The 25,814-nt window shown below is 41.1% G+C and carries 18 protein-coding genes; 7 read left to right on the top strand and 11 right to left on the bottom strand.

Features of this window, described 5'->3' with window-relative positions; all coding sequences use genetic code 11:
• Window positions 1-6: 6 nt before the first annotated feature.
• From FJ709_RS06280 to FJ709_RS06270, 3 genes are read left to right on the top strand one after another with little or no spacing between them, the layout of a single operon-like run.
• Window positions 7-1,359, top strand: coding sequence for a sugar phosphate nucleotidyltransferase (locus FJ709_RS06280; RefSeq protein ID WP_226414511.1), 1,353 nt, complete (start codon window positions 7-9; stop codon window positions 1,357-1,359).
• Window positions 1,360-1,390: 31 nt separating this feature from the next.
• Window positions 1,391-1,810 carry an adenylyltransferase/cytidyltransferase family protein gene (locus tag FJ709_RS06275; protein WP_226414508.1) on the top strand — a complete coding sequence of 140 codons (420 nt, stop codon included), beginning with the start codon at window positions 1,391-1,393 and terminating at the stop codon, window positions 1,808-1,810.
• A gap of 34 nt (window positions 1,811-1,844) precedes the next feature.
• The gene (locus FJ709_RS06270; protein WP_226414506.1) at window positions 1,845-3,089 is read left to right on the top strand and encodes a CDP-glycerol glycerophosphotransferase family protein; all 1,245 of its coding nucleotides are present in this window, start codon (window positions 1,845-1,847) and stop codon (window positions 3,087-3,089) included.
• A gap of 29 nt (window positions 3,090-3,118) precedes the next feature.
• Here the strand turns inward: FJ709_RS06270 and cysS are convergent, their stop codons facing one another.
• Window positions 3,119-4,498 (bottom strand): cysteine--tRNA ligase, encoded by a 1,380-nt coding sequence (cysS, locus tag FJ709_RS06265; protein ID WP_226414504.1) that lies wholly within the window; start codon window positions 4,496-4,498, stop codon window positions 3,119-3,121.
• Window positions 4,499-4,640: 142 nt separating this feature from the next.
• On the opposite strand from cysS, the gene FJ709_RS06260 reads away from it, so the two are divergent.
• Both FJ709_RS06260 and FJ709_RS06255 read left to right on the top strand, forming a co-directional pair.
• Window positions 4,641-5,132, top strand: a complete 492-nt coding sequence (locus FJ709_RS06260; RefSeq protein WP_226414502.1) for a peptidylprolyl isomerase — start codon at window positions 4,641-4,643, stop codon at window positions 5,130-5,132.
• Entirely contained in the window at window positions 5,132-5,851 is a 720-nt protein-coding gene (locus tag FJ709_RS06255; protein ID WP_226414500.1) for a UDP-2,3-diacylglucosamine diphosphatase, read from the top strand. Before FJ709_RS06260 ends, FJ709_RS06255 begins: the two co-directional genes overlap by 1 nt.
• Window positions 5,852-5,961: 110 nt before the next feature.
• Here the strand turns inward: FJ709_RS06255 and miaE are convergent, their stop codons facing one another.
• A complete protein-coding gene (gene miaE / locus FJ709_RS06250; protein WP_226414498.1) occupies window positions 5,962-6,726 on the bottom strand; it encodes a tRNA isopentenyl-2-thiomethyl-A-37 hydroxylase MiaE in 765 nt (254 codons plus the stop codon).
• Between the two features lie 333 nt (window positions 6,727-7,059).
• On the opposite strand from miaE, the gene FJ709_RS06245 reads away from it, so the two are divergent.
• Complete coding sequence (locus FJ709_RS06245) at window positions 7,060-7,656, top strand: Yip1 family protein (protein ID WP_226414496.1); 597 nt, start codon at window positions 7,060-7,062, stop codon at window positions 7,654-7,656.
• 85 nt (window positions 7,657-7,741) lie between these two features.
• Here FJ709_RS06245 and fabB read toward each other — a convergent pair whose 3' ends face one another.
• Window positions 7,742-8,953, bottom strand: a complete 1,212-nt coding sequence (gene fabB, locus FJ709_RS06240; RefSeq protein ID WP_226414494.1) for a beta-ketoacyl-ACP synthase I — start codon at window positions 8,951-8,953, stop codon at window positions 7,742-7,744.
• Between the two features lie 131 nt (window positions 8,954-9,084).
• Between fabB and mnmC the strand changes: the two genes are divergently transcribed.
• Window positions 9,085-11,124 carry an FAD-dependent 5-carboxymethylaminomethyl-2-thiouridine(34) oxidoreductase MnmC gene (gene mnmC, locus FJ709_RS06235; RefSeq protein WP_226414492.1) on the top strand — a complete coding sequence of 680 codons (2,040 nt, stop codon included), beginning with the start codon at window positions 9,085-9,087 and terminating at the stop codon, window positions 11,122-11,124.
• Between the two features lie 612 nt (window positions 11,125-11,736).
• On the opposite strand, the gene FJ709_RS06230 is transcribed toward mnmC, so the two are convergent.
• The 8 genes from FJ709_RS06230 to FJ709_RS06195 form a co-directional block, all read right to left on the bottom strand.
• Window positions 11,737-15,243 (bottom strand): hypothetical protein, encoded by a 3,507-nt coding sequence (locus FJ709_RS06230; RefSeq protein ID WP_226414490.1) that lies wholly within the window; start codon window positions 15,241-15,243, stop codon window positions 11,737-11,739.
• A gap of 384 nt (window positions 15,244-15,627) precedes the next feature.
• Window positions 15,628-16,173 carry a hypothetical protein gene (locus FJ709_RS06225; RefSeq protein WP_226414488.1) on the bottom strand — a complete coding sequence of 182 codons (546 nt, stop codon included), beginning with the start codon at window positions 16,171-16,173 and terminating at the stop codon, window positions 15,628-15,630.
• 269 nt (window positions 16,174-16,442) lie between these two features.
• Complete coding sequence (purF, locus tag FJ709_RS06220; RefSeq protein WP_226414486.1) at window positions 16,443-17,957, bottom strand: amidophosphoribosyltransferase; 1,515 nt, start codon at window positions 17,955-17,957, stop codon at window positions 16,443-16,445.
• 35 nt (window positions 17,958-17,992) lie between these two features.
• A complete protein-coding gene (locus FJ709_RS06215) occupies window positions 17,993-18,481 on the bottom strand; it encodes a CvpA family protein (protein WP_226414484.1) in 489 nt (162 codons plus the stop codon).
• Between the two features lie 202 nt (window positions 18,482-18,683).
• On the bottom strand, window positions 18,684-19,349 hold the full coding sequence (dedD, locus tag FJ709_RS06210; RefSeq protein ID WP_226414483.1) for a cell division protein DedD: 666 nt from the start codon (window positions 19,347-19,349) through the stop codon (window positions 18,684-18,686).
• A 15-nt stretch (window positions 19,350-19,364) separates the two neighbouring features.
• Window positions 19,365-20,660 carry a bifunctional tetrahydrofolate synthase/dihydrofolate synthase gene (gene folC, locus FJ709_RS06205; protein ID WP_226414481.1) on the bottom strand — a complete coding sequence of 432 codons (1,296 nt, stop codon included), beginning with the start codon at window positions 20,658-20,660 and terminating at the stop codon, window positions 19,365-19,367.
• Window positions 20,661-20,684: 24 nt separating this feature from the next.
• A complete protein-coding gene (gene truA / locus FJ709_RS06200) occupies window positions 20,685-21,470 on the bottom strand; it encodes a tRNA pseudouridine(38-40) synthase TruA (RefSeq protein WP_226414479.1) in 786 nt (261 codons plus the stop codon).
• Between the two features lie 94 nt (window positions 21,471-21,564).
• On the bottom strand, window positions 21,565-25,791 hold the full coding sequence (locus FJ709_RS06195; protein WP_226414477.1) for a FimV/HubP family polar landmark protein: 4,227 nt from the start codon (window positions 25,789-25,791) through the stop codon (window positions 21,565-21,567).
• Window positions 25,792-25,814 lie beyond the last annotated feature (23 nt).

The following is a 25,814-nucleotide window of genomic DNA, read 5'->3' as shown; positions in this document are numbered from 1 at the left end:
AAGACCATGCAAGCCATTATTTTTGCTAATCGTTCAGCCACAGAACTAGCACCACTGAATCGTCAGTACAGCGCGGCATTAATGCCTTTAGTGAATAAAGCCTTAATTGAATATACGTTAGAGGACTTATCTTGTGCAGGTATTACCCATGCGAAGTTAGTGGTTGCCAACCGAGCAAGTGAGATTGAAGCGCATATTGGCACAGGGGCCAAATGGAACCTAACCATAGATTACTTTTTAAGTAAGCCTGAAGAAGATGTTAATTCAGTGCTACAACGTATGCAGTTAGACCCACAACAAACTCAGTTGGTTGTCCGCGGTGATATCGTTAGAACGCCCTGTATTAAAAGGTTTGTCGATTTTGCTTCAAACATAAAGCACACTTTTGTATTAGCAACTATGAACAATCAAAATCCTGGGTTATTAATGTTACCCGCGGGCCGTTCACATGGGGCAAGTTTAAATTGGCCTATCGCCGAATTACCCCTTAATCAACAGCGTAGCATCAACCAAGTACTACACGGAAAAACCTTCCATTTAGACAGTATTGAAAACTTTGTTGCTGCGACTAGGCACATCATAGAACATGCCGATGAGTTCGCCATTAAAGGCCGTAAGGCCGATAGCATGGGAGCAGCAGGATTATACCTTGGTCAACAAACCCAATGCCCAAGTTTTGCTGAACAAATCGTTTATGGCTGCATTGGCGCAAATAGCTTCGTCCACCCATCAGTTAACTGTAATAACTTAATCGTTATTGGCCAAAACTGTTTTATAGAAGACAGCGAGCTAAATGATAGCATCATCATGCCCAATACTTTTGTGGGTAGAAATCTCACCGTACAAAATCAAATTATTTCGCAAGATTACATCATAGATATAGCCCAAAGTACCTGGGTAAAAGTTGATGATACTAGCCTTGTTGCAGCTTGTCAGACTGGCGTTAAGCCACAGCAAAAACCGTCATTAGTCCATAGATTCATTGGCTTTGCTTTGCTGATACTGGCTTTACCTTTAATGCTAATAAGTTTACTGGTCGCCAAAGCCACTCATCCTCAGCAGCCTATCACTCGCTTCAATGCCTGTAGTAACCAGCAACGCACAATTCAGTTATACGAAATCGCTGTCAATTCACAAATATTAGCCAAGTTACCGCAATTGTGGCATGTGGCCAAAGGCAATCTATTGCTTTTCGGGGCAAGCGCAACCTTAAACCAACAGGCAAAATACGGGGTATTTGGCCCGGTACAACTGTTACTTGATAAAAATGCTCCCGCAGAAGAAGTCGAATTGGTTGAAATGGAGTTTCAGCAGTTAAGTCAACTCGGATACGTCAAACGTTTATGGCAATTAGCTTAATGCATACCAGACAAAATTTGAGGATACAGATATGAAAACCATTATAACCTACGGCACATTCGATTTATTCCATTTTGGCCATGTTAGATTGTTTAAGCGTTTAAAAAGCTTAGGAGATAGATTAATTGTGGGCGTCTCAACCGATGAGTTTAATGCCTTAAAAGGCAAAGCCGCCTTCTTTAATTATCAGCAAAGAATTGAAATTGTTGAGGCCTGTAAATACGTTGATATGGTGATAGCTGAAACGGATTGGCGTCAAAAACGTACCGATATTATTCGCCTCAATGCTGATGTATTTGCAATTGGCGACGATTGGGCAGGTAAATTTGATGACTTGAATGATATTTGTAACGTCCTATATTTAGAACGTACCCAGCAGATATCGACCACTGATATCAAAAATAATTTAGCTAACACTCGCCCCGCGATATTAAGCCCGCAAACGGTTTAATTTGCGGTTCACTCATTCAATTTGGATAACGGCCATGAAAGCTATTTTACTGTTTATGCGCTTTGCTATCACGCAGCTTATTTATACTCTTTCAGGCTTGAATCCAAGAGGTCACAAAGCGGTGATGGGCTGTTATAAAGATAAATTTGCCGATAACAGTAAATACTTATTTTTACACTGGCAGCAACAACAAACCATCCGCGCCATTTGGATATCCGCTGATAAACACATAGTTAAGCGTTTACAAGCTGAGGGATATGAAGCCTATTTAAGATGGTCACTGTTAGGTGTGTGGCATAGTGCAACCGCTAAGTATTATGTGTATAACACCTATATTGGCGATGTTAATCAATACCTAGCCAAAGGCGCTGTTAAAATTAACTTATGGCACGGTTCGCCATTAAAACAAATCGAATTTGATATCAGTAATGGCCCACTATTTCAGGTTTATCATCCGCAAAATATCAGCCAAAAGTTCATTGCTAAAGCCCTGTATCATCAACAATATGTCCGCCCAAACTTAATGATAGCTCCCAGCGATACGGTTAAAAAACTGTTTGCTAGTAGCTTTAGAATTAACGATGAGCAGTTTTTAACCTGTGGCAATCCACGCACCGACTATTATCAGCGTTATAAAAGTGAAGATTGGTTGCAACTTCAGCTGCCGTTAAACACGCAGCAAGTTATCCTATATGCGCCGTCATGGCGCGACAGCCATTTAGATAACGCTGCCAACATTTATACTCAAGCTATCGACTTTGAACGTTTGTCAGCACAATTACAACAGTCGAATCAATGTTTGTTGATAAGGTTACATCCAAATGAAGCGCATCTTGCGACTGAGCTAAGCCAGTATTCGAATATTATTAATGTCACTTTTTGGGATGATATTTACGGCATTCTGGAGAAAATTGATTTGTTAATAACAGACTATTCATCTATCTTTATAGATGCCCTGCAATACCCATGTGACATTGCTTTTTTCTTATTTGATAAAGCACACTATCAAGCAGAATGTCGCAGTGAATACCCCTATGTAGCTCAATTACCTAAGGCAGGCATCGACTTATTCACCTTTAGTGATTTACAGGATTATTTAATTGAATTTGCTGATCAGCGCCATGATTTAACTGACAGTAAAGTACAGAACACTGTTCAAGACTCAGCCAGAAGTCGTTTAATCAATACCTTTTGGCAATATCAAAGCCGCAGTGGTTTAGATTGCTTAGATGCCTTTGTTCAAAATGAGCAAATTGCAGCCACAAAAAAGCCTGCTTAATTAGCAGGCTTATTTTGTCAGCAATCTAATTACTTTTTACGCCATGTAGTGCCACTTGGGCCATCTTCTAACACGACGCCAAGCTCGTTTAAGCGATCGCGTGCAACGTCCGCTGCTGGCCAATCTTTTTCTGTACGGGCGCGGTTACGTTCAACAATCAAGGCTTCAATTTCAGCCACTTCATCATCAGTACCCTCACCTTTGAAGAAAGCGTCCGGAGTTTGGCTGACAATACCTAATACTGAGGTTAACTGTTGAAGGCTAACACCTAATGCCGAAGCTGCGGCCATATCCGTTAACTTAAGACGGTTGATTTCACGCACCATATCAAAGAGTACTGAGTAGGCTTCAGGGGTATTAAAGTCATCGTCCATAGCTGATTTAAACTTAGCGACGTACTCTGTGGCTGGCGCAGCCTCAACGGTTAAGTCTAAATCTTTTAGCGCGGTGTATAAGCGCTCTAATGCGGCTCGGGCCTGTTTTAAATTATCTTCTGAATAATTTAACTGGCTACGATAATGGCCAGACAATAAGAAATAACGCACAGTTTCAGGGTCGTAATGCGCTAATACATCACGAATGGTAAAAAAATTGCCTAATGACTTAGACATCTTTTCACGATCTATCATCACCATGCCTGAGTGCATCCAGTAGTTTACATAAGGCGTGTCATGGGCACAGCAGGACTGGGCTATTTCATTTTCATGGTGTGGGAATTGTAAATCGCTGCCACCGCCATGAATATCAAAATGCGTCCCTAAGTGCTTGCTGTTCATGGCTGAACATTCAATATGCCAACCTGGACGACCTGAGCCCCATGGCGAATCCCAGGTAGGTTCACCCGGCTTTGACATTTTCCATAGCACAAAATCCATCGGATTTTGCTTGCTTTGATCCACTTCTACACGTGCACCAGCTTGAAGTTGATCTAGATTTTGTCCAGACAAACGGCCATAATCTTTGTAAGATGCAACACTAAATAATACATCGCCATCCGGGGCAACATAAGCATGACCACGGTCTAATAAACGCTGCACCATTTCAATAATTTCAGGCATGTGCAATGTGGCTTTTGGCTCAAAATCAGGACGTACCATATTGAGTGCATCAAAATCTCTGTGCATTTCCGCGGTCAAACGCTCTGTTAACGCATCGCAAGATTCATTATTTTGATTAGCACGCTGAATAATTTTATCGTCAACATCGGTAATATTACGTTGAAAATTAACCTCGTAACCTATGTAACGTAAATAACGCACTATCATGTCAAAGGATACAAAGGTACGGCCATGACCGATGTGGCATAAGTCATAAATCGTTACGCCACAAACATACATCCCAATTTTACCTGGGTTAATCGGTTTAAACTCTTGTTTTTCACGGCTCATACTGTTGTAAATCTTTAACATCGAAGTTCTCTTTTAAGCATATTAATCGAAAAATAATTCCTAGCGATTCTAGCATGATGGACACGCTTTTGAACACAATGCTTTAAGCAGCAATCAAGATAAGTTAGAATCGCCGCAAATTATTTTATCTAAGTGAGACTTCATGATTACTTTACATACCAACCTTGGTGACATTAGCTTACAACTTGATGCTGAAAAAGCCCCTATTACAGCGGCTAACTTCATGAAATACGTAGAAGAAGGCTTTTACGAAGGCACTGTTTTCCACCGTGTAATTGATGGATTTATGATCCAAGGCGGTGGTTTTACAGAAGAAATGGATCAAAAACGTGTTAATGCTTCAATTAAAAACGAAGCAAGCAATGGCTTATCAAACCGCAAGGGTACGGTAGCCATGGCACGTACTTCTGATCCTCATTCAGCTACAGCGCAATTCTTTATCAACGTCAATGACAATACATTCCTTGATTTTAAGTCAGAAACGTCTCAAGGCTGGGGTTACTGTGTGTTTGGTGAAGTGGTTGAAGGTTTAGACATCATTGAAAAAATGAAAGTGGTCGCAACAGGTAACCGTGGCATGCATCAAGATGTACCATTAGAAGCGATTATTATTCAAAGCGTATCTGTTAAGTAATGCGTACCGCTTTTGTGGGTGATTTGCATTTAAGTGCAGATCGCCCTGACATCACCCAGGCATTCTTGCTGTTTCTAAAACAAGGCTTAGATAATGTAGAAGCACTTTATATTATTGGTGACTTGTTCGAAGTGTGGATGGGTGATGATATCGCCGAAATATATACCATTGAAATAGCTAATTCCATCAAGCTAGTGTCTCAACATATACCGGTTTTTTTCACCCAGGGTAACCGAGACTTTATGGTCGGTGAGGCATTCTGTCGCAAAGCAGGCATGACCTTATTACCCGATGTGTATAAAACCAATCTTTATGACAACTCAACGGTTATTTTGCACGGCGATAGCTTATGTACTTTAGACATTGGTTACCAGCGCTTTAGACGCTTTCGCAGCCTAGCCATAGTCCGCTGGATTTATTCACACTTGCCTAAACAGACCCGCCTAAATATTGCCGCTAAAATCAGGCAAAAAAGTCAAACGGGCAATCAGCAAAAACATTATGAAATTATGGATGTTGAGCCAAGTGCTGTTCAGCGTTTACTTGCTGAAACCGGTTGTGATCTTATGATACATGGCCACACTCATCGCCCTAACATTCACTTATTAGCCGAAGGCAAAAAGCGGGTTGTTGTTGGCGACTGGTATACCCAAGGCAGTGTATTAATGGTTGATAAATCAGGTTGTGAATTGGTGCAATTACCTTTTATTGAAAATTAATTCGACATCAAAAACGGTCTCAAAACACTGATTTTTTATTTTTTGCCAATGATGTATTCAACTCAATCACGCACCAAAGCATTACAAGAGCTGTGTATCGTTACCTATAACTACACTGGCACGCCACTGTGAAATCGAAACTCGGTATCATCAGTCATAATCAATGCCGCTTCTTGCACCCTGAAATACGCGATACGATCACTGATATCCTCACCCGCTACATCTTGAGCAAGTGATAAATAATCTTGATAGTGACGCGCTTCTGAACGCAACAAAGAAATATAAAACTTATTTAATTCATCATCTAAGTGAGGGGCAATTTTAGCAAATCGCTCACATGAGCGAGCCTCAATAAATGCACCTACTATTAGCTTATCTACTATAGTGAGCGGTTCATGGGTACGTACATGGTTAATGAGCTGTTTAGCATAGCTACCTGCACGAATATTACTGTAATCAATGCCTCTAGCCGTCATAATTTGTAGTACTTGCTCAAAATGATGGAACTCTTCTTTAATCAACTTAATCATTTTTGATAGTAAATCAGCACTAATACTTAAACGATGGTTAGCAACTAGCTCATTAGTAATGTCATTCTTTTTCACATCACGGTTAAGAAAAGCATGAGCATCTCGGGCTTGGCTATAGACAAAATCTTCATAGGGTTTAGCCCAGGTTTTTAGTATATTTGCGCTGCTTTTATCAATCGCATATTTACGCACCATCATCATCGCGGTTTGAGCCGCTTTTAACTCGCAGTTACAGTGGTCGATTAATAAATCCGTTAATTGTTGCGGTTTTTTAGCATGTTCAATCCAACTGTTAGGGGTTTCACAACCTAAAAACTCATTAATTGGTGCAAGTAGTTGCTGCATAAAGCCCATTATCCTATCAAGTATCTGTGACTATCTTACCTGCAGATATTTTTTTTATGAACACAAAAACATAATACCGCTTGACGAAATGCCATTTATGTTCAATAAATAGTCTTATGCGCAGTTAGTTTTAACTTAATATTAACAAGCGCATTCAATTACCTTAATAGATATACTTCAAATTAGGAATGAGGTTATTACTTGGCAATATTACTACTCAATTTTGTAGTGCTAAGTATACGCAGGACTGATTAAGGCGATTGTAAAGAGCTGTAGTCAGTTCGTCTGTAGTTTGGCGAGCTTGTAGTAATGTGCTAAACAAGGATAACAATAATGATACTGAATCACTTAATGGGGCTTTACACTCATCCAAAACAAGAGTGGCAAACAATTGAAAAAAATCATGAGGCACTCAAAAGCAGCCTTAGCCATGTGCTGCTTATTGCCCTCATCCCTGCGATATGTGCATATTTTGCAACCGCACATATTGGTTGGAACCCTGGTGCTGGGGAGGCCTTATTTCTAACCAGTGAAAGTGCGATGATAATGTCTGTTGGAATGTACTTTGGCCTTATTGCTGGCGTGCTGGCCTTAGCATATCTGGCCTACTGGATGGGTAAAACATTTGATGCAGACCCAACTTATACCCAAGCCGTTGAACTCGCTGCCTATACCGCAACACCTTTATTTATGGTCGGTTTAGCCGCTTTATATCCGGTACTATGGTTTATTATGGTGGTCGGTTTATTCGGTTTAGCCTACTCTGTATACCTGCTTTATGCCGGTGTTCCGATAATAATGAACATTCCAGAAGAAAAAGGCTTTATCTATGCAAGTTCGGTAGTGACGGCAGGTTTGGTCTTACTGGTCGCGTTGATGGGTTCAAGCGTTATTTTATGGAGCTTAGGTTTTGGCCCCATGATGCAATAGATTAAGTATTTAATTAGCTACCCAAGCTATAGCAATAAAAAAACCAGTCTAACGACTGGTTTTTTATTGGGTAAACTGTAAGACGTTACTTATATTTGCGCATAACCAATGTGGCATTTGTGCCACCAAAACCAAAGCTATTGCTCATAATTGTTGTTAAGTTAGCTTCACGTAGCTCGCGAACAATAGGAATATCTTTCGCTTGCTCATCAATGTTATCAATATTGATACTTGGTGCAATAAAGTTATTTTCCATCATCAACATACTGTAAATCGCTTCATGCACGCCCGCAGCGCCTAGTGCATGACCAGTAAGTGACTTAGTTGATGCAACAGGAGGCATTTTATCTTTAAATACCGCACGTAGTGCTTCTAGTTCACGAACATCACCAACTGGAGTAGAGGTACCATGGGAGTTAACATAATCAATCGGTGTATCAACATCCGCTAGTGCTAGGTTCATACAACGAACCGCGCCCTCGCCTGATGGTGCAACCATGTCGTAACCGTCTGACGATGCGCCATAGCCAATAACTTCAGCATAAATTTTTGCGCCTCGGGCTAAAGCATGCTCTAACTCTTCAACAACGACTATGCCACCGCCGCCAGAAATCACAAAACCATCACGGTCTGCATCATAGGTGCGCGATGCTTTAGTTGGGTTATCATTATATTTAGTCGATAGCGCTCCCATAGCATCAAAGCCCATAGTAAGCGTCCAATCAACTTCTTCAGAGCCACCAGCAAATACCATGTCTTGCTTACCCATTTGGATAAGCTCAACGGCATGGCCGATACAGTGGGAAGATGTTGCACAGGCAGAACTAATGGAGTAGTTAACGCCTCTGATTTTAAACGGCGTTGCTAGGCACGCGCTAGCAGTGCTAGACATAATGCGTGGCACTATATAAGGCCCGACACGTTTGACGCCTTTTTCGCGCAAGGTGTCAGCGGCTTGTACTTGATTTGAAGAAGACGCACCACCGGTACCAACCACTAATCCAACACGGTCATGTGAATACTGCTCTTCAGTCAAATTAGCATCAGCAATCGCTTCTTGCATCGCGATATAAGCATAAGCCGCTGCATCGCCCATAAAACGTAGTGCTTTACGGTCAATATGGTCTGCCGGATTGATTTTAATATCGCCCCAAACGTGGCTGCGCAGCTTCATTTCTTCAAACTGCGCTGAATGGGTAATGCCACTGCGACCCGCCTTAAGTGAATCTAACACTTCTTGCTTATTGTTACCGATACTTGAAACTATACCTAGCCCGGTGATCACGACTCTTTTCATTATTTGATATCCATTTAGTAGATGTCGGCACTTAATTGCGGCAATAATATCTGTTTTACGGCATTTAAGTGGTCAGCTTTCCATAAACACAGGTAAAATAATGTTAATTATTCCTGTTTGAGTAAACTATTTTGAGTAAAAGCACCAATTTAATCATGGTAAATCATTATCTGAATTATCTCCAGCGGCTTATAAAACAACTTGATACAGAAACAAAGCTGATCCATGTTGGACATTTAGGCCTAGCTGAACCGTCACATATTAATGATTTAGTGGCTGCATTTACACAATTAAAACAAACCAGCCCAGCCTGGCAACATGGTCGTTTGCATGTGAGTTTATTTACTCATCATAGCAAAGAGCAACAAGCTGAATTTAATGCTTTTATGTTACATTTTAAACAAATATTATGCGATTTTATTTTAGATATTGCCATTGCGCCGATTGAAGGCTGTCAGCGCATTAATATTCGAGATGATATTTCAATAGACTGCTACTTTAGTCGCACTGAGCTGCAATTATCAAGCGTAGCCAATATTCAACATAAGGTTCACCATTGGTTTGCCTGTTCCGATACGATGACGCCCTTATTAAGGGATCACTTTTACCAGATAGCCAATGTTTGGCAACTCGGCAGACTTAGCCATAATAATACGGCAATCAGTATTTACGACAAACCAATCACGCAAACGGATCCATTTTTCTATTCTCTGCAAACAGCTATTGCTCAGGCTGGGTTTAAGTTATTGACGGAGCAAACCACTGCTTCAATCACTCAGGAAGTAACTGGGCCAACCACATCGACTAACGCTGTTGATACGATTGCTTGCCAAGAGCGACAAGCATTAAGGCATCAACAACAAGCTACTTTCGCCTATCAAGGTCCGCTTACGCCTGCATCAATTAATCAGCACATAGGAATTATTGGTGGCGGTATAGCCAGTGCTTCACTCGCTTTATCGTTAGCAGAAAGAGGCAAAAGCGTGGTGCTTTATTGTCAGGACGAAGAGATTGGTCAAGGTGCGTCAGGCAATAGACAAGGTGCCATTTATCCTTTGCTCACACCCGAAAATGATGCATTAAGTCAATTTTTTCAACAGGCTTTTTTGTATAGTCGTCAGCGGATTCAACGTTTAACCAGTCAAGGTTATAACGTTAGTCATGGCTTCTGTGGTGTACTTCACACAGGTTTTGATGAACGCAGCAAAGCGCGGCTGGATAAAATAATCAAAGGCCAGGACTGGCCTGATGATATTGCTCGTCCGGTATCGGCAAATCAAGCGAGCGACATTGCCGGTGTAGAAATAAAGCAAACAGGTTTGTTTTACCCTTTAGGAGGATGGATTTGCCCCTATGAATTTGCCAAAGCCTCATTAGATCATGCTATCGCTATTGGCAATATCACCATAAAGATGAACTGCAATATTGAATCTATCAAACAAACAGCGCAAGGTTGGGGATTATTTTCTGGCGAGCAACTGTGTAACGAACAAGACTCACCTATCGCCTTTCACCAGCAGTTAGTCGTTGCCAATGGTGCAAATTTAACCCGTTATCAACAAACCCGTGAGATCCCGCTCAGCGGCTTCAGGGGACAGGTCAGCCATGTACCTTCACAAGGAACACTTGCCAGTCTAAAAACGGTGATTTGCGCCAATGGCTACTTAACCCCGGTTTATGAAGAACTTCACTGTGTCGGCGCCAGTTATGTCAAAAATCCTCAACATTTAGATTTTTGTCCGACTGAACAACAAGAAAACGGTAAGAAAATGAGCCAAAGCTTTGCTGATGTAAGTTGGCCAGACGATATCGATGTGAGTAAAAATGAAGCCCGTGTCGGTATTAGAATGGTCAGTCGCGACCATTTTCCGGTAATGGGTTATGCAACTGATATGGCAGAATTAAATAAACGCTACCAAACTCAACAAGCCAGCAAAGATAAACCCAGTTTATGGCAACAATACTGGCAAACGACACCAGCTCCTATTCATGATGGGTTATTTGTTTTAGGCGGATGTGGCTCTCGGGGGTTAAGTTCAGCGCCCTTAGTTGCCGAGTGTCTGGCTGCAAGCCTATGCGGTGAAATCATGCCTATTAATCTTGAAACACAAACCCTGCTGAGCCCTAATCGAATGTGGATGCGAAAATTACTCAAAGGCAAAGCGATATAAATTGGATGCCTGTAGTCTTCAAAAGCTGATGCTTATTGAGAGGATAAGCGTGTTAGAAATCGCCCCTTTTGTAAAGGTTTACTTTGATCCACTAAATTACCAAACGGCTGCACTCTGGTTAGGTTAACAAGTCCAATACTTGATTGATATTTATTATCTGCAGCAAAGATATTCAGGATACTCGTAATATCAAGGCCACGTGGTCAGTGATGTTTCATAATTCACACCGGCGTCTTGCTGCTCGACTAGTTTTGGCTTTAAAAAAACATGTTAGGTTTTTGAACTGCATTAGCTATAACAAACGGTATCGTCATAATTATTCATATTTCCATGACTGCAAGTGACAACTTACCGAAGCACAATTAGCTTAGCATCATAACCAAACCTTTGAAGCTACGGTACCCAAAAGTTAGATCCATTATGTGCTTCGACAATAACCATATAAGGTTCTAGTTGGGCGAAGAATGAGTCAACGCTATGCGTTTTCACATCTTATTTTTAACTAGCTTGCCAGCATAAATTACACAACGTAAACGTGAACTAGCCACGACGTCATACCACAGATGTCTATTTCAATCTCATTTGTTATGGTTTAAACCGTTATCAGGTTAATTAGTCCATCGAACATCTAGGGTTATTTGAACACTCTTCATCATTCAATATTTGCAATTCATCTGATTCTATTACTATGTTATCGTCAGCATCTAAGCAGGGTAAGCGTGGGCCGCCTATAATGTGATACATTTGCACGCGGCCATAAGCTCCAGAATAACTACCAGCTCTGCTTTCTTTGATATTTTCTTCTGCATATACATTCTTATACAAAGCGTCTGTAAAAGCGCGGTTAACCTCTTGATTAATATCATATGTTGCCACGGTTACAGCAGCTCCAGTTGCTGCGCCTTTAATAATTCTTATAGTCCAGCTACCAGTGGGTTTTGATATGTATTGTCTTCCTACCCATAATAAGGCCCTTCCAAAACTAGACCTAGAAAGAAAAGCCGCTCCCTTTAACGCTGTTGCTGAAGAAGCGGTGGACCTCACGCCGGCTTTAAATAATTGGCCAAATGATCCAATCTTGCCGGCTCCTCCTGTATAGAGAGTGAATAACGTTTCTGCAGTAAACTGTGCAATGGGAACAATAACATCCCAATCTGAGTATTTTTGCTCGCCAGTCAAATTAAGATTTGCTGCTATGGTAAAAGGTCCCCAGAAAGTATCTCGACTAAATATTTTTCCTGGCCCAATTTCTTGAGAATAAACAGGCCCTACTTGTTCAAGTGAAACACTATAGGTGTAACCGGTTTCGTTTCTGATAACAAAACCAGGTGCCATTATTTTGCTGCTCCATCGCTTGTCATACTTGTCATCTTTAAGTACCGGATCGGCACAATAAAGCGTGCTCTTTTGAAGAAACTCTTCATGCTGCTCTGCAGTGCGCTTGGTAAATTCATAGGTCAAACGGATGGGTTCATTCCACTCAAACCTAATATCGTGGATCTTTAATTCAGGCTTGTTGTATTCTAAGTCATCTGGATCTAGCGTGAAATAACTAAAATCGAGTGATCTTGAAAGTGTTGTTGCGCCACCGGCCCATGTCCGATGCTCACCGTTTTTCCAGCCTGAATCAAAGATACCGTATTGTGAAAACCAATAATTAGAATTACTTGGCAGGTCATCAAATTCAAACATTAACCCACCATAACGTAATGATTGCCACTGTTCGACCACGATGGTTTTTTCTGTTGATGCACCAGGAATAAAAGCGTCTTCGATACCATTGTTAATATTGGTAATTTTATCTCCGTTTGGCTGAGTTATTGATTCCAATATGACATCACTGTTAGTCCAGTTTAAATCATCAGGGCGAGCTCTGAAGTCATTTTTGGTGAACTCCAACATGTAATACAATTCGAGATCATCATTTTCACCAATAAAAGGCACAATCTCATCAACCCAAATTGAGAGTACTTCAGCGGTGACATATGATTTAAAAGTACCAATTCGCCTGTCCGCTTCATCAGTGCGGCCGTAGGCACCTAAATCCTTTTTATAGTCCTTATAGCCTTCTGCGGTGTTTATGAGTTCAGCAACGGCCCACTTCAACTCTCTTATTTGCCGCTGGGCTTCCTCAACACGAATAAAGTTATTATCTGGGTTAAGATCGATATAAGCTTGATAAACACCTTGTGACTTTGCAGCCTTAGCTTCTGACCAAGTCCGGCTGTAAATGTTGGCGCCTTCTAATCGCAAACTAAAGTCCCATGGGCGAGTTTTATCAAAGTGCAGAGCAGCCACTTCATGGGCATCCCAGATAACTTTTACTTGTCGTCGTGGTGAAAATGGCCCCCAATCGGGATAATCAGTACCAACATTAAGAAAGTTTCTATCTGCAGTAAGTGAAACAGTCCAACTTTGCCCATTTTCTATCCAAGTCAATTCATTCGATGATTTTTTTTCTAAAACCATTTCTGCTATTCCATAGCCATTGTATTTTCCAACAAACGTACTAATGTCGGGGGTGTATTCATTCAGTACTAACTCACGTAAATAACAGCCATATTCTTTTTGTGGGGTAGTGGCAATAATGGGCACTGTCCAAAGCTCACATCGCGCTGTTGTATCGGCATAATCAGCACCTTCTAATCGAAATTCCACGCCTGTACAATTAACAAGAGGATCATTTTCTGTTGGGTAGCTATTACAAAGCGCTTGGCAGCTTGCTAAAGAATCTTCGTCGTTCGAGACAATAAAATAATTATCGTTATCAGGATCTTCAGGGTGTCCTTCGTTCTGAGAACCAGCTCGGCAAGCGGTGCCACTAGTGCCAATATATTCGCCTTCGGGGAAAACGCTGACCTTGATAATTTGAGAGGTGTTGTGGCTATCATCCCCATCTGACACGATAGCTTCAACCTCATAGACGTTGTTGTAATCGTTATCTGATGGTTCATCAAAATCAGGTGGATTTTTAAATGACAATACTTCAGGAATTTCATTTAACCTTGCGTAACAGCTGTAAGTGTATTGAGGTGCTGTTGTTACAATGGCTGCAGTCCAAATTTCGCATCTGGCCGTCTTATCAACAGAGTTAGCCCCCTCTTCACGAAATTCAATTCCCTTACAACTGAGCTCATTTGTATTACCATTTAAAGGGTACTGATTACAAACCGCTTGGCATGACTGCAGCGTCGTGGCACTTTCATCAACAAAAAAGTAATTGTCATTATTCGGGTCAGTTGGATTTCCTTGGTTTTGATATCCGGCACGGCAAGCGGCCGCTCTTTTTTCAGTAAAGTTTCGCAATTCAAATAAATGATTATCAAATTGAAGGTTATCACTGAGTGAAAAGCTTAACGTATCCAAAGGAATATCTGCATCACGGGCTTCTAACGTCAGCACCATAGTTCTACCACCATTTACCTCTGCTGCATCGGCGGAAGTAAACTCTGGTGTTTTATCATTACTGGTACTTGGGCATAACAATGCATCATAAGACTCCGCTCGCTCTTGAATACCAAAGGCAAATATTTCAAGAATTTCTGAGTTAATATCAGAGGTAATGCTGTTTTCATCTAAATTAATAACAATATTTTCAAGTCCACTGCTATTACTTAAAAATAGTGATGATGTGTTACCGCCATTTTGCGTAAAACTAGCACAAGCCCCTTGAGTTTCTCTTTCCCATCGGTTATCACCAAGATGCCAAAATGTTCCAATTGGACTGCCATTTGATGCAAACCAGACAAAATTCAAATTAGCAGCACAATTGATCTCAATATCATCAATATTGGCTGAACCAATGCTGCCACTGCCATTGTCCACACTACAGGTTTGACCCGCTGGTTGAGCCGATACGGTCACGCTATAAGCAGCCTTTTCAAGCAAACTGGTCGCAAAAGTAAAGCTGCCACTGCTGGTTGCGGTATATGCATCACCGCCATTATTGAGTAGCACCACTGTGCCGGTTAATCCGCTTATCACACCACCAAGAGTGTACGTCGACGGCGGATTATCAACACAACTGATCGCGACATTGGTGACGTTAACCGCACCTATCGTGCCACTGCCATTCGCTACGCTACAGGTTTGCCCTGCAGGGTGTACCGATACGGCCACGTTATAATCTGTATTTTCGGATTGTAGGAAGTAAAAAGTGAAAGGCCCTTTGGTCGTAATTTTTAGATCATGAGCATTATTTGCTTGAACTATTATGCTACCTGATAGGCCTGTGACATAACCGCCAATTGAGTATTTTGAAGAACTGCCCGCTAGTGAAGTTATACTATCTAGTGCTTGAGAATTTATATAAATTTGGGTAATTGGATTTGTAAGTAAATCAGATAACGCTATGCTATAGGCAACCTGATTAAAACTGATAGCATTATTATCAATATAATTTCGGAGGGTATTGGTATTAGCAATTTGGTTATTGTTAAGAAGTTGCTGACTAATAGCCGCCAGAACTATACCGTAGAGATCTTCTTGACTATCACTAGTTATCTAGTCAATTTTGCTTGGTATTACAGTCGTTAAATCGATACCATCGAGTCCGAAGTCGTTAGCAACTCGATCGATTTCATCATTTACGGTATTAAGAACAATTGCCCCATTGTTATTTGAGATTGCACGTTTAAAACCTATTTCGGTCAAAGGTGTTGCGGTTAATTCAAGCGTCCCAGCCCCCGTATTATCAATAACTCCTGAACGCATTTGAAAACTGCTATCTAAAACTACAATCATTCCTGTGGTTTCATCGACGTAGGTTCCGCCGCTGAAAACTGTATAAACAAGTCCTAAATACGTGATGTCATCAAATGTTGCTTTGCCATCGTCATCTGTTGTTACTGGACCCGCTATCGTTGTACCGATCCCATCTTTAAGCAGAGCTGTTGCACCGACGACGGGACCTTTTGAGTACTGAACCCTAATTGTGCTTCCTGAATACGTTAACTCAGATGGGTCATCATTCACATGACCACAAGAACTCAATAAGAATAATGAAAATATAAAGAAGGCCAACTGCAGAATTTTTGCACTTTTAAACATGATGTATCCTTTGCTGCCAAGATAGGTAAATAGCTCTAGTAGACAATGATTGATTCAAAATATTGATATGTTAGCCGACAGCAACGAATAACAACCAGCACACAGCAACCATACAGCAAATTAACAACAAACAACAAACAACAAACAACAAGTAACAAAAAATAAACAGTAACATCTCAAATCAACTTTAAATTGCTAGTTAAGTGTTTGAAAAACAAAAAAGCCTGCATTTAGCAGGCTTTTGTCATTACATCGACTAACGATTTAACTTAAGGATGACACTCATTGTGCATTTCTAAATTAGTGCCGATATCTTTGGTTCGATTCGCTTTAGCATCATCATTACGTAACTGCATAATGTGATCTAAATATGCTTGATCAACATCATTAGTAATATAATGACCATCAAATACCGATGTTTCAAAACGTTTAATTTCTGGGTTTTCCATTCTAACAGCTTCAATCAAGTCAGTTAAATCCTGGAAAATAATACCGTCGGCACCGATAAGCTTGGCAATTTCATCCGCATCACGACCATGGGCAATTAGCTCATTGGTGGTTGGCATATCAATACCATAAACGTTCGGGAAACGAATTTCAGGTGCTGCCGAAGCAAAATACACTTTCTTAGCCCCTGCATCACGTGCCATTTCGATAATCTGTTCTGAAGTCGTACCACGCACAATAGAATCATCAACCAATAACACATTCTTACCTTTAAACTCGGCATTAATAGCGTTCAGTTTACGGCGTACTGATTTCTTACGCTCTTGTTGACCTGGCATGATGAACGTACGGCCAATATAACGGTTTTTAACAAAACCTTGGCGATACGGTAAGTTCATATGGCGAGCGATTTCTAATGCCACATCACATGAGGTTTCAGGAATAGGAATAACCACGTCAATGTCGTGTTCGTCCCATTCTTTTTTGATTTTTTCGCCTAACTTGGTGCCCATATTCACGCGACTTGCATATACCGAAATATTATCGATAGTCGAGTCAGGACGCGCAAAATAAACAAACTCGAAAATACATGGCGAATAACTTGGGTTAACAGCACATTGACGAGTAAATAATTGACCATCAAGAGTTACGTAAATCGCTTCACCAGGAGCAACGTCACGCATCACTTCAAAACCAACTGCGTCTAAAGCAACGCTTTCAGATGCAACCATGTATTCAGTGCCAGATGCGGTTTCATGCTTACCTAATACCAATGGGCGAATGCCAAAAGGATCACGAAATGCCACTAAGCCCTGGCCGATGATCATTGCTGCAACCGCATAAGCACCGCGGGTTTGAGCATGAACTTTACTAATAGCGTCAAAAACTTCGTCTGCTGATAGCGTTAAGCTGCGGGTTTCTTGCAACTCATCGGCTAACAAATTCAATAAAATTTCAGAATCTGAAGTGGTATTGATATGACGACGTTTGGTTATTAAGCTTGCAGCTAATTCAGTAGTATTGGTTAAATTACCATTGTGAGCCAATGAAATACCAAACGGTGAGTTAACGTAAAACGGTTGAGCTTCAGACGCGCTTGAGCTACCTGCAGTTGGGTAACGTACGTGGCCGATACCAGCATTGCCTTGTAAACGTTGCATATGTTTTGGTTCAAATACATCTTTAACCAAACCATTTGCTTTGCGTAAACGAAATGCATTTACGTCAACGGTTACAATACCTGCTGCGTCTTGTCCACGATGTTGAAGCACTGTCAGCGCATCATAAATCGTTTGATTAACTGTAGACTTGCCTACTATTCCGACGATACCACACATGGGTAAGGTTCCTTACTGTAAGGTGTTTTATTGTTTTAGATTTTGGGTACAAAGCTTGATGTGTTTTCCAAGTAGTCAAAAAACCATTGAATAACCACACCAAATTCGGGCACGAGCACTGATGCCTTCCACCAATCGGTTGAAGGAAAACCAGTAAACGCATCCATAAAAAAGAGTAACGCGCTGACGATTAACGCCCCGCGAATAGCACCAAAACACAAACCAAGTACTCTATCGGTACCTGACAGTCCAGTTTTAGCAACGAGTTGACCTAAAAGATAATTAACAAGTGCACCAATAATAAGCGTCGCAATGAAAAGAATGGCAATTGCGACACCATTACGCACCATTGCATCTTGCATTTGCGTTAGATGAACAGCAAGGTCGAGATAAAATTGACTGGCGATAAAAAAAGCCGCAAACCATACCACTAACGACATGGCTTCTTTGGCAAATCCACGCACTAAACTAATGATGGTAGATAAGCTAATAACAATAATAATTGCGTAATCAATCCAAACCATTGAGATGGGGATCCGGGTAAACACTAAGACGGCGCGATTCTAACAGAGGTGAAGACTTTTCTCACCCCCGATCGACTAAATTAATCATACATGAATCAGAACAATCAATTTCTACAACAGATAAATTATCAATCTAAGTAAAAAAATCTATGCAATCAATGAATGGCCGCATATAACAACTTAGTATGTATGTTGACTAAGATTAATTGTCCATTGGATCATAAGCGATAATTTTACCTTTTAACCCGGTTAGTTTCGCTATCGAGGCTTGACGTGCTTCGAGCTTGTCCATTGACACTTCAGGGCCAACAAATACGCGAGTCAGTGTTCCCTCTACCGGTTTTTCAGGTAGTGTATAGGCGGTATATCCTGACAATCTGAGTTTAGCGATTAACGCATTAACATTAGTCGCACTATTAAACCCACCTAATTGTAAGGTATAACCGGACTTAATTGGGCTTGATGCTGCTTTAACAACTGGCTTAGGAGCAGGCTTGGGCACGACTTTTTCGACTACAGGTTTACTTGGAACAGATTTAGGTTGAGCTTTTGCGGTCTCAATCACTTTTTTTGCCACTGGCTCTTTGGCTAAAGGTTCTGCTGCATTATTACCTAAAGGAACCACATCAGGATCCACTCGAGATTCATCATCGTCACCAACAATATCGACACTGGCAACATCAAGGACTTCAAAATCATCTGGTGTTAATGGCTTGCTCTGAACTAGAGGCGCTGAACGTAAAGGTATTTCAGTAAACTCTTCGACTACTTTGGCTTTTTTTCCATCTAAAAGATCAGGTAAGAAAATTACCCCAAGGGCAACAAGCACTATAGTTCCAACCAAACGGTTTTGAAATTGAAGTTTCAAGATTTTATCCCAGTGTTACATTAACAATTTAAAAGCAGCGACAGTATAAAAAGAGCCAAATACAATTACCACATCATTAGACTCAATAGTAGCATTTACCGCTGTCCAGGCCTCATTCATATTATTAAAAGCATTCAATTGAAAAACACCATCATGATTTAGCTGATTTTGTGCAATGGGCTCCATCAAAGCAATCAATTGCGCTGAACTAGCACCACGATCTGTCGATAGTGTCACCATATTCCAGTGATTCACTACATCAACAAGTTCTGCAAAAACGCCTGATATATCTTTATCTTTTAACATGCCACAAATGGCGACAATTTTGCCTGATATGGCTATTTTTTTGCGTAACTGTTCAGCAAGATATTTTGCCGCGTGTGGATTATGTGCAACATCAACCAAGACTAACGGTGTTTGGTTAACGCACTCCAACCGGCCCGGTAAACTTGCCAACTCAAGACCTTTGTTAATCGTTGCAGAGTTGATTTCGGGCCAAAGCTTATCCATAAGTGCAACCACGCATGCCGCATTCGCTAATGGCAATGTAGGCAATGTCAATGCTGGAGATTGTGTTGTATGAGTAGAGAACGTCCAGCTATCATTATTAAGCTGATAATCAAACTCGTGCCCTACCCTGATAAGCTGGCAACTAATTTGTTGTGCATAATCAACTACCGACTGCGGTAAATTAGGTTCACCTATTATGCTGATACACTCACTGCGACACACGCCCGCTTTTTCACGCCCGACTAACTCTCGGGTATCACCTAAGTATTCTTGATGGTCTAAATCTATGGAAGTAATTATGGTCGCGGTTGAGTCAATCATATTGGTAGCATCTAAACGGCCGCCTAAACCTACCTCTAAAATAATCACGTCTAGCTGAGCGTGTTTAAATAAATATAAACCAGCCAAAGTGGCGTACTCAAAGAATGTCAGTGATATCTCTGCCCTAGCTTGTTCAATGGCTTGAAATGCGGCAATGAATTGGTCATCACTGCAATCTTGCTGATTAATTCTGACCCGCTCATTATAACGGAGTAAATGCGGCGAGCTGTATACACCAACTGTTTTGCCACTTTGAATTAATATCGACTCTAACATGGCGCAGGTAGTGCCTTTGCCATTGGTTCCCGCTACCGTGATCACCTGTGCAGGTTGTAAATTAATTAAGGCTAAACGCTCGGCGACAGCAGAAACTCTGGCAAGTCCCATATCAATTTCGCTGGGATGTATCGCAAGTAGATAGTGTAGCCACTCATCTAAATGAGCATCTTTATTGGGTGCAGTAATTGTATCTGTGTGCATCACGGTTGGCAGCCTTTGTCTTGATTAATCGAGCATAAACAATGGCCCTAAAGCCAGTTTAGGCAAATCATATTGTTCAGGGTAAGAAACGTCAACCAGGTATAAACCATTAGGTTTGGCTGTTGGCGCTGCTAATTTTCGATTTTTCTCGAGTAATAACTGCGCTAACCAGTTAATAGGTTGATGACCTAAGCCCACTTCAATCAAAGATCCAACAATATTTCTGACCATATGATGTAAAAAGGCATTAGCTTTAATATCAACCAGAATATACATCCCTTGACGAGTCACGCTGACATGATGCACTGTGCGATAAGGGGTTTTAGACTGACAGTGCAGCGCTCTAAAGCTGGTAAAATCATGTTCACCTAGCAATGTTTGTGCAGCTTGGTGCATTAAGGTTTCGTTAATTTCACCACGGTAATGGCTAACACCTTGAGACAGTACTCCAGCGCGTAGTGAATGGTTATAAATAATGTAACGATAGCGTCTAGCCGTGGCGCTATAGCGAGCATGAAAGCTGTCATCGACTTCTTTTGCCCAGCGCACAGCAATAGTGTTAGGCAGTTTAGTATTTACCCCTAAAGTCCACGCTGACATTTGACGTATCACGTCAGTATCAAAATGCACTACTTGACCAGTGCCATGAACGCCCGAGTCAGTTCGACCCGCGCAATGCAATCTAATCGGGGCATTGGCTATATACGAAAGCGCTGTTTCCAGTTGTTCCTGTACAGAATCGACTTCGGCCTGTCGCTGCCAACCAAAAAAATTGCTGCCATCATATTCGACACCTAACGCTATCCGCATAACTTGACCTTTCACTTTAAATCAAAATGGCGCGCATTCTAGCATAAAAAAAACGACGCATGTCTAAGCGCCGTTTTAAATAGTAATTTTAGGCTTAGGTTAGCTTTTTCATCAACGAACTTGCTTCAGCTTGTTGGCGATCATTTCCATTCGCTTGAACTTCTTTTAATAAAGCTTTGGCATTATCTTCATCGTCAATTTCGATGTATGCACGCGCCAAGTCTAACTTGGCGCTAACGGAGTTTTCTTCATCATCAACATCGATCATATCGGCATTACCAATAAGTGATTCAAACTCACCCATATCAACATCAATTTCTTTATATCTATCACTGGCAACGCTATCGTCTTCATCTGCGTCATTGAGTAATTTATTGATATCAATAAAGCCATTCTCGCGTTCAAAGTTGCTTAGTTCGGCCTCTGTAATATGTGGCGATGCTAATTTAGACTCTTTTGCATCAAGTGCCGCTATTGCCTCATCAACGGTCAAGCCATCATCTGACAAGACAAATTCGTCTTCATCTATATTAAAATCAATATCGTCATTTACACTGAAATCGACATCTTCATCATCGACTAAAAAGTCCTTACTGTTATCAATAAGGTTATCAGTTGGTGCTGCAGGTTTGACTGGAGGATTAAATAAATCAGTTTCCCAATCCAATAAATCTGCAGGTGCTTTTTTAGCTGCTTTTAAGTCATTGAAAAATCCTGAGTCTTTTTCAGCTTTAGCTGTGACCTGCTCTGCAGGACTATTCACTTGTGCTGATGTATTGTCAAACGCAGACTCATAAAAATCTAACTCTTGAGCATCATTGCTCAACTCATCGTTTAACGTCTCATCTTCAGCGCTCATTCCTGCTAAAAGAGCATCGAGCTCATTTTCGGCGTCGGATAAAATTGAATCATCAATGTCATCGCTTTTTGTTAGATTTTTGTCACTATTAACCTCGGCAGACGCAGCTTGATTAAGCTCTGATTCTAATGCATCAAAACTCAAGTCATCTTGTTCAGTGGTTTCGTTCGCCAGCTCAAGTTCATTAATTAGGTTTGATAAATCATCATCGTCTAGCTCATCATCTTCATCAAAAGATAGAAATTCTTCCGCTTCATCTTGAAGGGTTGCTGATTCGAGCTCGGCTAATAGTGAGTCTAAATGTGGGGTATTTTCTGGCAGCTCATCAAATTCAAGAAATTCATCTTCAGTAAGACTAACGTCACCTTTATCAGACTCAGATCCAGCGGCGATAGCATCAACCATATCTTCTGTTTCAGTTTCAGCAGCTTCTGATGTAATTTCTGCTGTGCTTGCTGCTGTGTTTATAGCAAGCTCATCGACAACGTCAGCGTCTTGATCTGTTTTAGCATCCTCAGCCTCAAAACTGGCTAGCAGTGCATTTATATCATCGTCATCTGTATTAACTTCATTTGCATCAACTTCATCATCTGACTCAAGTTCTGCGGCAATTTCATTTGCCAGATCTTCTATTTCGGTTTCAGTAGCTTCGGCCTCAGTTTCTGCTGGGGCATCATCAGCCTCAAAACTGGCTAGCAGTGCGTTTATATCATCGTCATCTGTATTAATTTCATTTGCATTTACTTCATCATCTGACTCAAGTTCAGCGGCAATAGCATCAGCTAGATCTTCTGTTTCTTTTTCAGTTGCTTCTGTTTCTGCTGGGGCATCATCAGCCTCAAAACTGGCTAGCAGTGCGTTTATATCATCGTCATCTGTATTAATTTCATTTGCATCTACTTCATCATCTGACTCAAGTTCTGCGGCAATTTCATTTGCCAGATCTTCTATTTCGGTTTCAGTAGCTTCGGCCTCAGTTTCTGCTGGGGCATCTTCAGCCTCAAAACTGGCTAGCAGTGCATCGATATCATCGTCATCTGTATTAACTTCATTTGCATCAACTTCATTATCTGACTCAAGTTCAGCGGCAATAGCATCTGTCAGATCTTCTATTTTGGTTTCAGTAGCTTCGGCCTCAGTTTCTGCTGGGGCATCTTCAGCCTCAAAACTGGCTAGCAGTGCATCGATATCATCGTCATCTGTATTAACTTCATTTGCATCAACTTCATTATCTGACTCAAGTTCAGCGGCAATAGCATCTGTCAGATCTTCTGTTTCTGTTTCAGTTTGAGTTGCCTCAGTTTCTGCTGGGGCATCATCAGCCTCAAAACTGGCTAGCAGTGCATCGATATCATCGTCATTAGTATTAACTTCATTTGCATCAACTTCATCATCTGACTCAAGTTCAACGGCAATTTCATTTACTAGATCTTCTATTTCAGTTTCAGTAGCTTCTGTTTCTGCAGGGGCATCATCAGCCTCAAAACTGGCTAGCAGTGCATCGATATCATCGTCATCAGTATTAACTTCAGTTACATCAGCTTCATTATCTGACTCAAGTTCAGCGGCAATAGCATCTGTCAGATCTTCTGTTTCTTTTTCAGTTTGAGTTGCTTCTGTTTCTGCTGGGGCATCATCAGCCTCAAAACTGGCTAGCAATGCATCGTTATCTTCATTATCAATTTCGGCAGATAAATCAGCTTTATCTGCTGTTTTATTATCAAGATCAAAACTGGCTAGTAGCGAGTCGATATCATCTTCGTCAGCTGTATTTTCATCGACGATACTATTATTAACGTCATTCTTTGTTTCAAGTTCAGAGGCAGTCTCATTTGAAGCATCCTCATCAGGTAAGTCGAATCCTGCTAATAATTCATCAATGTTGTCTTGTTGTTCAGCAAGGGGATCTTCAACAGAACTGCTTTCAGGTTCAGCATCAAGATTTGCGAGTAATGCGTCTAAATCATCTTCTGGCACTGCGGGAGCAGTCGCATCAGTTTCACCATCGAGATTAGCAAGCAATGCGTCTAAATCATCTTGTAGCATTTCGGCAGGTGCATCGACTTCATCAGTTTCACCATCAAGATTAGCAAGCAATGCGTCTAAATCATCTTCTAGCGCTGCTGGAGAAGCCTCATCAATTTCTTCATCGTCAAGGCCTGCCAACAAACTGTCTAAATCTTCATCAGTTTCAAGTGGTTCAAGCTCAGAATCCTGCTCTTCCATGGCTTCAGCCCACAGATCATCAAGTGAAGTTCCTTCATCTTCCTCTTCGACTTCAGGCGTGACATCAATTTCATCTTCAGCTTGTGTTAAAAACATTTCAGATGCCATGTCCATCTGGTCATCATCAATCACTAAATCAGTGTCTGACTGCATCTCTAAGCTATCTAAATCTAATAAATCATCGATGGACTCTTCATCGTCACCATCAAGATGAATGGCAAGATCTTCAAGATCATCTCCATTTTCATCATCTGTGCGGCTTAAATCAGTCTTAGAGGCTGATTTATTTTCTGTTTGAACAGGTGCAACAGTATTTGCACTTGAACGGCGACGCATGATTAAAGCAATAACGCCAAAAATTAATAAAATTGGCAAGCTTGCTGCAGCAATTAATAACCCAGTGTTACTGGTTAAGTTTCGCCAGAAATCAGTGGGTTGCTCTACAGGTGGTTTATTAGCCTCTTCAAGTTCAATAACCAGCGCTTCATTTTCAGCAATCAGCTGTGCTTGCTTTTCACCCGAAAGCTGTAAATCTTCTTCAAGACGGCCAATACTTTGAGTTAGTTCAGCTAACTTTTGCTTTAAAATTTGATTATCACTGCGTGTAGCCATCAGCTGATCTTGTGCTCTAGCAAGCTCATCTGTCAGCATCAATGTTTTATTATTTGCGTTATCAAGTTGGTTATTTAGGGTAATAATCTCACTCTGTTTAGCTGCGCTAAGGGGCTCTGTTTGGCTAATTTTGGCAGGTGCTTGAGCAATTATTTGCAGTGGTTTTTCAGGTACTGGTGCTTGTTCTACTTTTACAGGCGTAACAACTGGACGCGGCGTTTGTTTAACAACAGGTTTCACTGCACTATCGTCGCGCTCTGCACGTAGTTTAGCTTGTTCCTTTGAAATAGAGGCCATTACCTCTGCAGAAGGCACAGTTAGGATCATGCCTCTTTCTAAGGTATTAAAATTATTTCCGCTAAATGCTTGGGGATTGGCATCAAATAATGCTGCCATAACTTGATAAATGGTAACTTGATCATTAGGGCGAACCTTCTGAGCAATACTCCAAAAAGTATCGGCTGAGGTAGTTGGGCCATATTGCCGGTTTGCCTGTTTAACTTCGCCATTAGGGCCAGTTATTTTAAGCGTATCGGCTTGAGCCGAAGCAAAAAGTTGAATTCCTGAGACTGCTGTGGCGGCACATAAAAGTAAGCCCACCCAATATGAAGTACGAGATGTCATTCAATCCTTCCCTTTTAGCACGA

The organism is Shewanella glacialimarina, from assembly GCF_020511155.1.
Taxonomy (GTDB): Bacteria; Pseudomonadota; Gammaproteobacteria; order Enterobacterales; family Shewanellaceae; genus Shewanella; species Shewanella glacialimarina.
The sequence above is the reverse complement of the archived record's forward strand: the minus strand, read 5'-3'. Positions and strand labels throughout refer to the sequence as shown.

What these genes read in the sequence shown, in the direction of transcription:
- FJ709_RS06280 (WP_226414511.1), top strand. Translation starts at nt 7, where the DNA reads ATGCAAGCCATTATTTTTGCTAATCGTTCAGCCACAGAACTAGCACCA.
- FJ709_RS06275 (WP_226414508.1), top strand. Translation starts at nt 1,391, where the DNA reads ATGAAAACCATTATAACCTACGGCACATTCGATTTATTCCATTTTGGC.
- FJ709_RS06270 (WP_226414506.1), top strand. Translation starts at nt 1,845, where the DNA reads ATGAAAGCTATTTTACTGTTTATGCGCTTTGCTATCACGCAGCTTATT.
- cysS (WP_226414504.1), bottom strand. Translation starts at nt 4,498, where the DNA reads ATGTTAAAGATTTACAACAGTATGAGCCGTGAAAAACAAGAGTTTAAA.
- FJ709_RS06260 (WP_226414502.1), top strand. Translation starts at nt 4,641, where the DNA reads ATGATTACTTTACATACCAACCTTGGTGACATTAGCTTACAACTTGAT.
- FJ709_RS06255 (WP_226414500.1), top strand. Translation starts at nt 5,132, where the DNA reads ATGCGTACCGCTTTTGTGGGTGATTTGCATTTAAGTGCAGATCGCCCT.
- miaE (WP_226414498.1), bottom strand. Translation starts at nt 6,726, where the DNA reads ATGCAGCAACTACTTGCACCAATTAATGAGTTTTTAGGTTGTGAAACC.
- FJ709_RS06245 (WP_226414496.1), top strand. Translation starts at nt 7,060, where the DNA reads ATGATACTGAATCACTTAATGGGGCTTTACACTCATCCAAAACAAGAG.
- fabB (WP_226414494.1), bottom strand. Translation starts at nt 8,953, where the DNA reads ATGAAAAGAGTCGTGATCACCGGGCTAGGTATAGTTTCAAGTATCGGT.
- FJ709_RS06225 (WP_226414488.1), bottom strand. Translation starts at nt 16,173, where the DNA reads ATGTTTAAAAGTGCAAAAATTCTGCAGTTGGCCTTCTTTATATTTTCA.
- purF (WP_226414486.1), bottom strand. Translation starts at nt 17,957, where the DNA reads ATGTGTGGTATCGTCGGAATAGTAGGCAAGTCTACAGTTAATCAAACG.
- FJ709_RS06215 (WP_226414484.1), bottom strand. Translation starts at nt 18,481, where the DNA reads ATGGTTTGGATTGATTACGCAATTATTATTGTTATTAGCTTATCTACC.
- folC (WP_226414481.1), bottom strand. Translation starts at nt 20,660, where the DNA reads ATGCACACAGATACAATTACTGCACCCAATAAAGATGCTCATTTAGAT.
- truA (WP_226414479.1), bottom strand. Translation starts at nt 21,470, where the DNA reads ATGCGGATAGCGTTAGGTGTCGAATATGATGGCAGCAATTTTTTTGGT.
- FJ709_RS06195 (WP_226414477.1), bottom strand. Translation starts at nt 25,791, where the DNA reads ATGACATCTCGTACTTCATATTGGGTGGGCTTACTTTTATGTGCCGCC.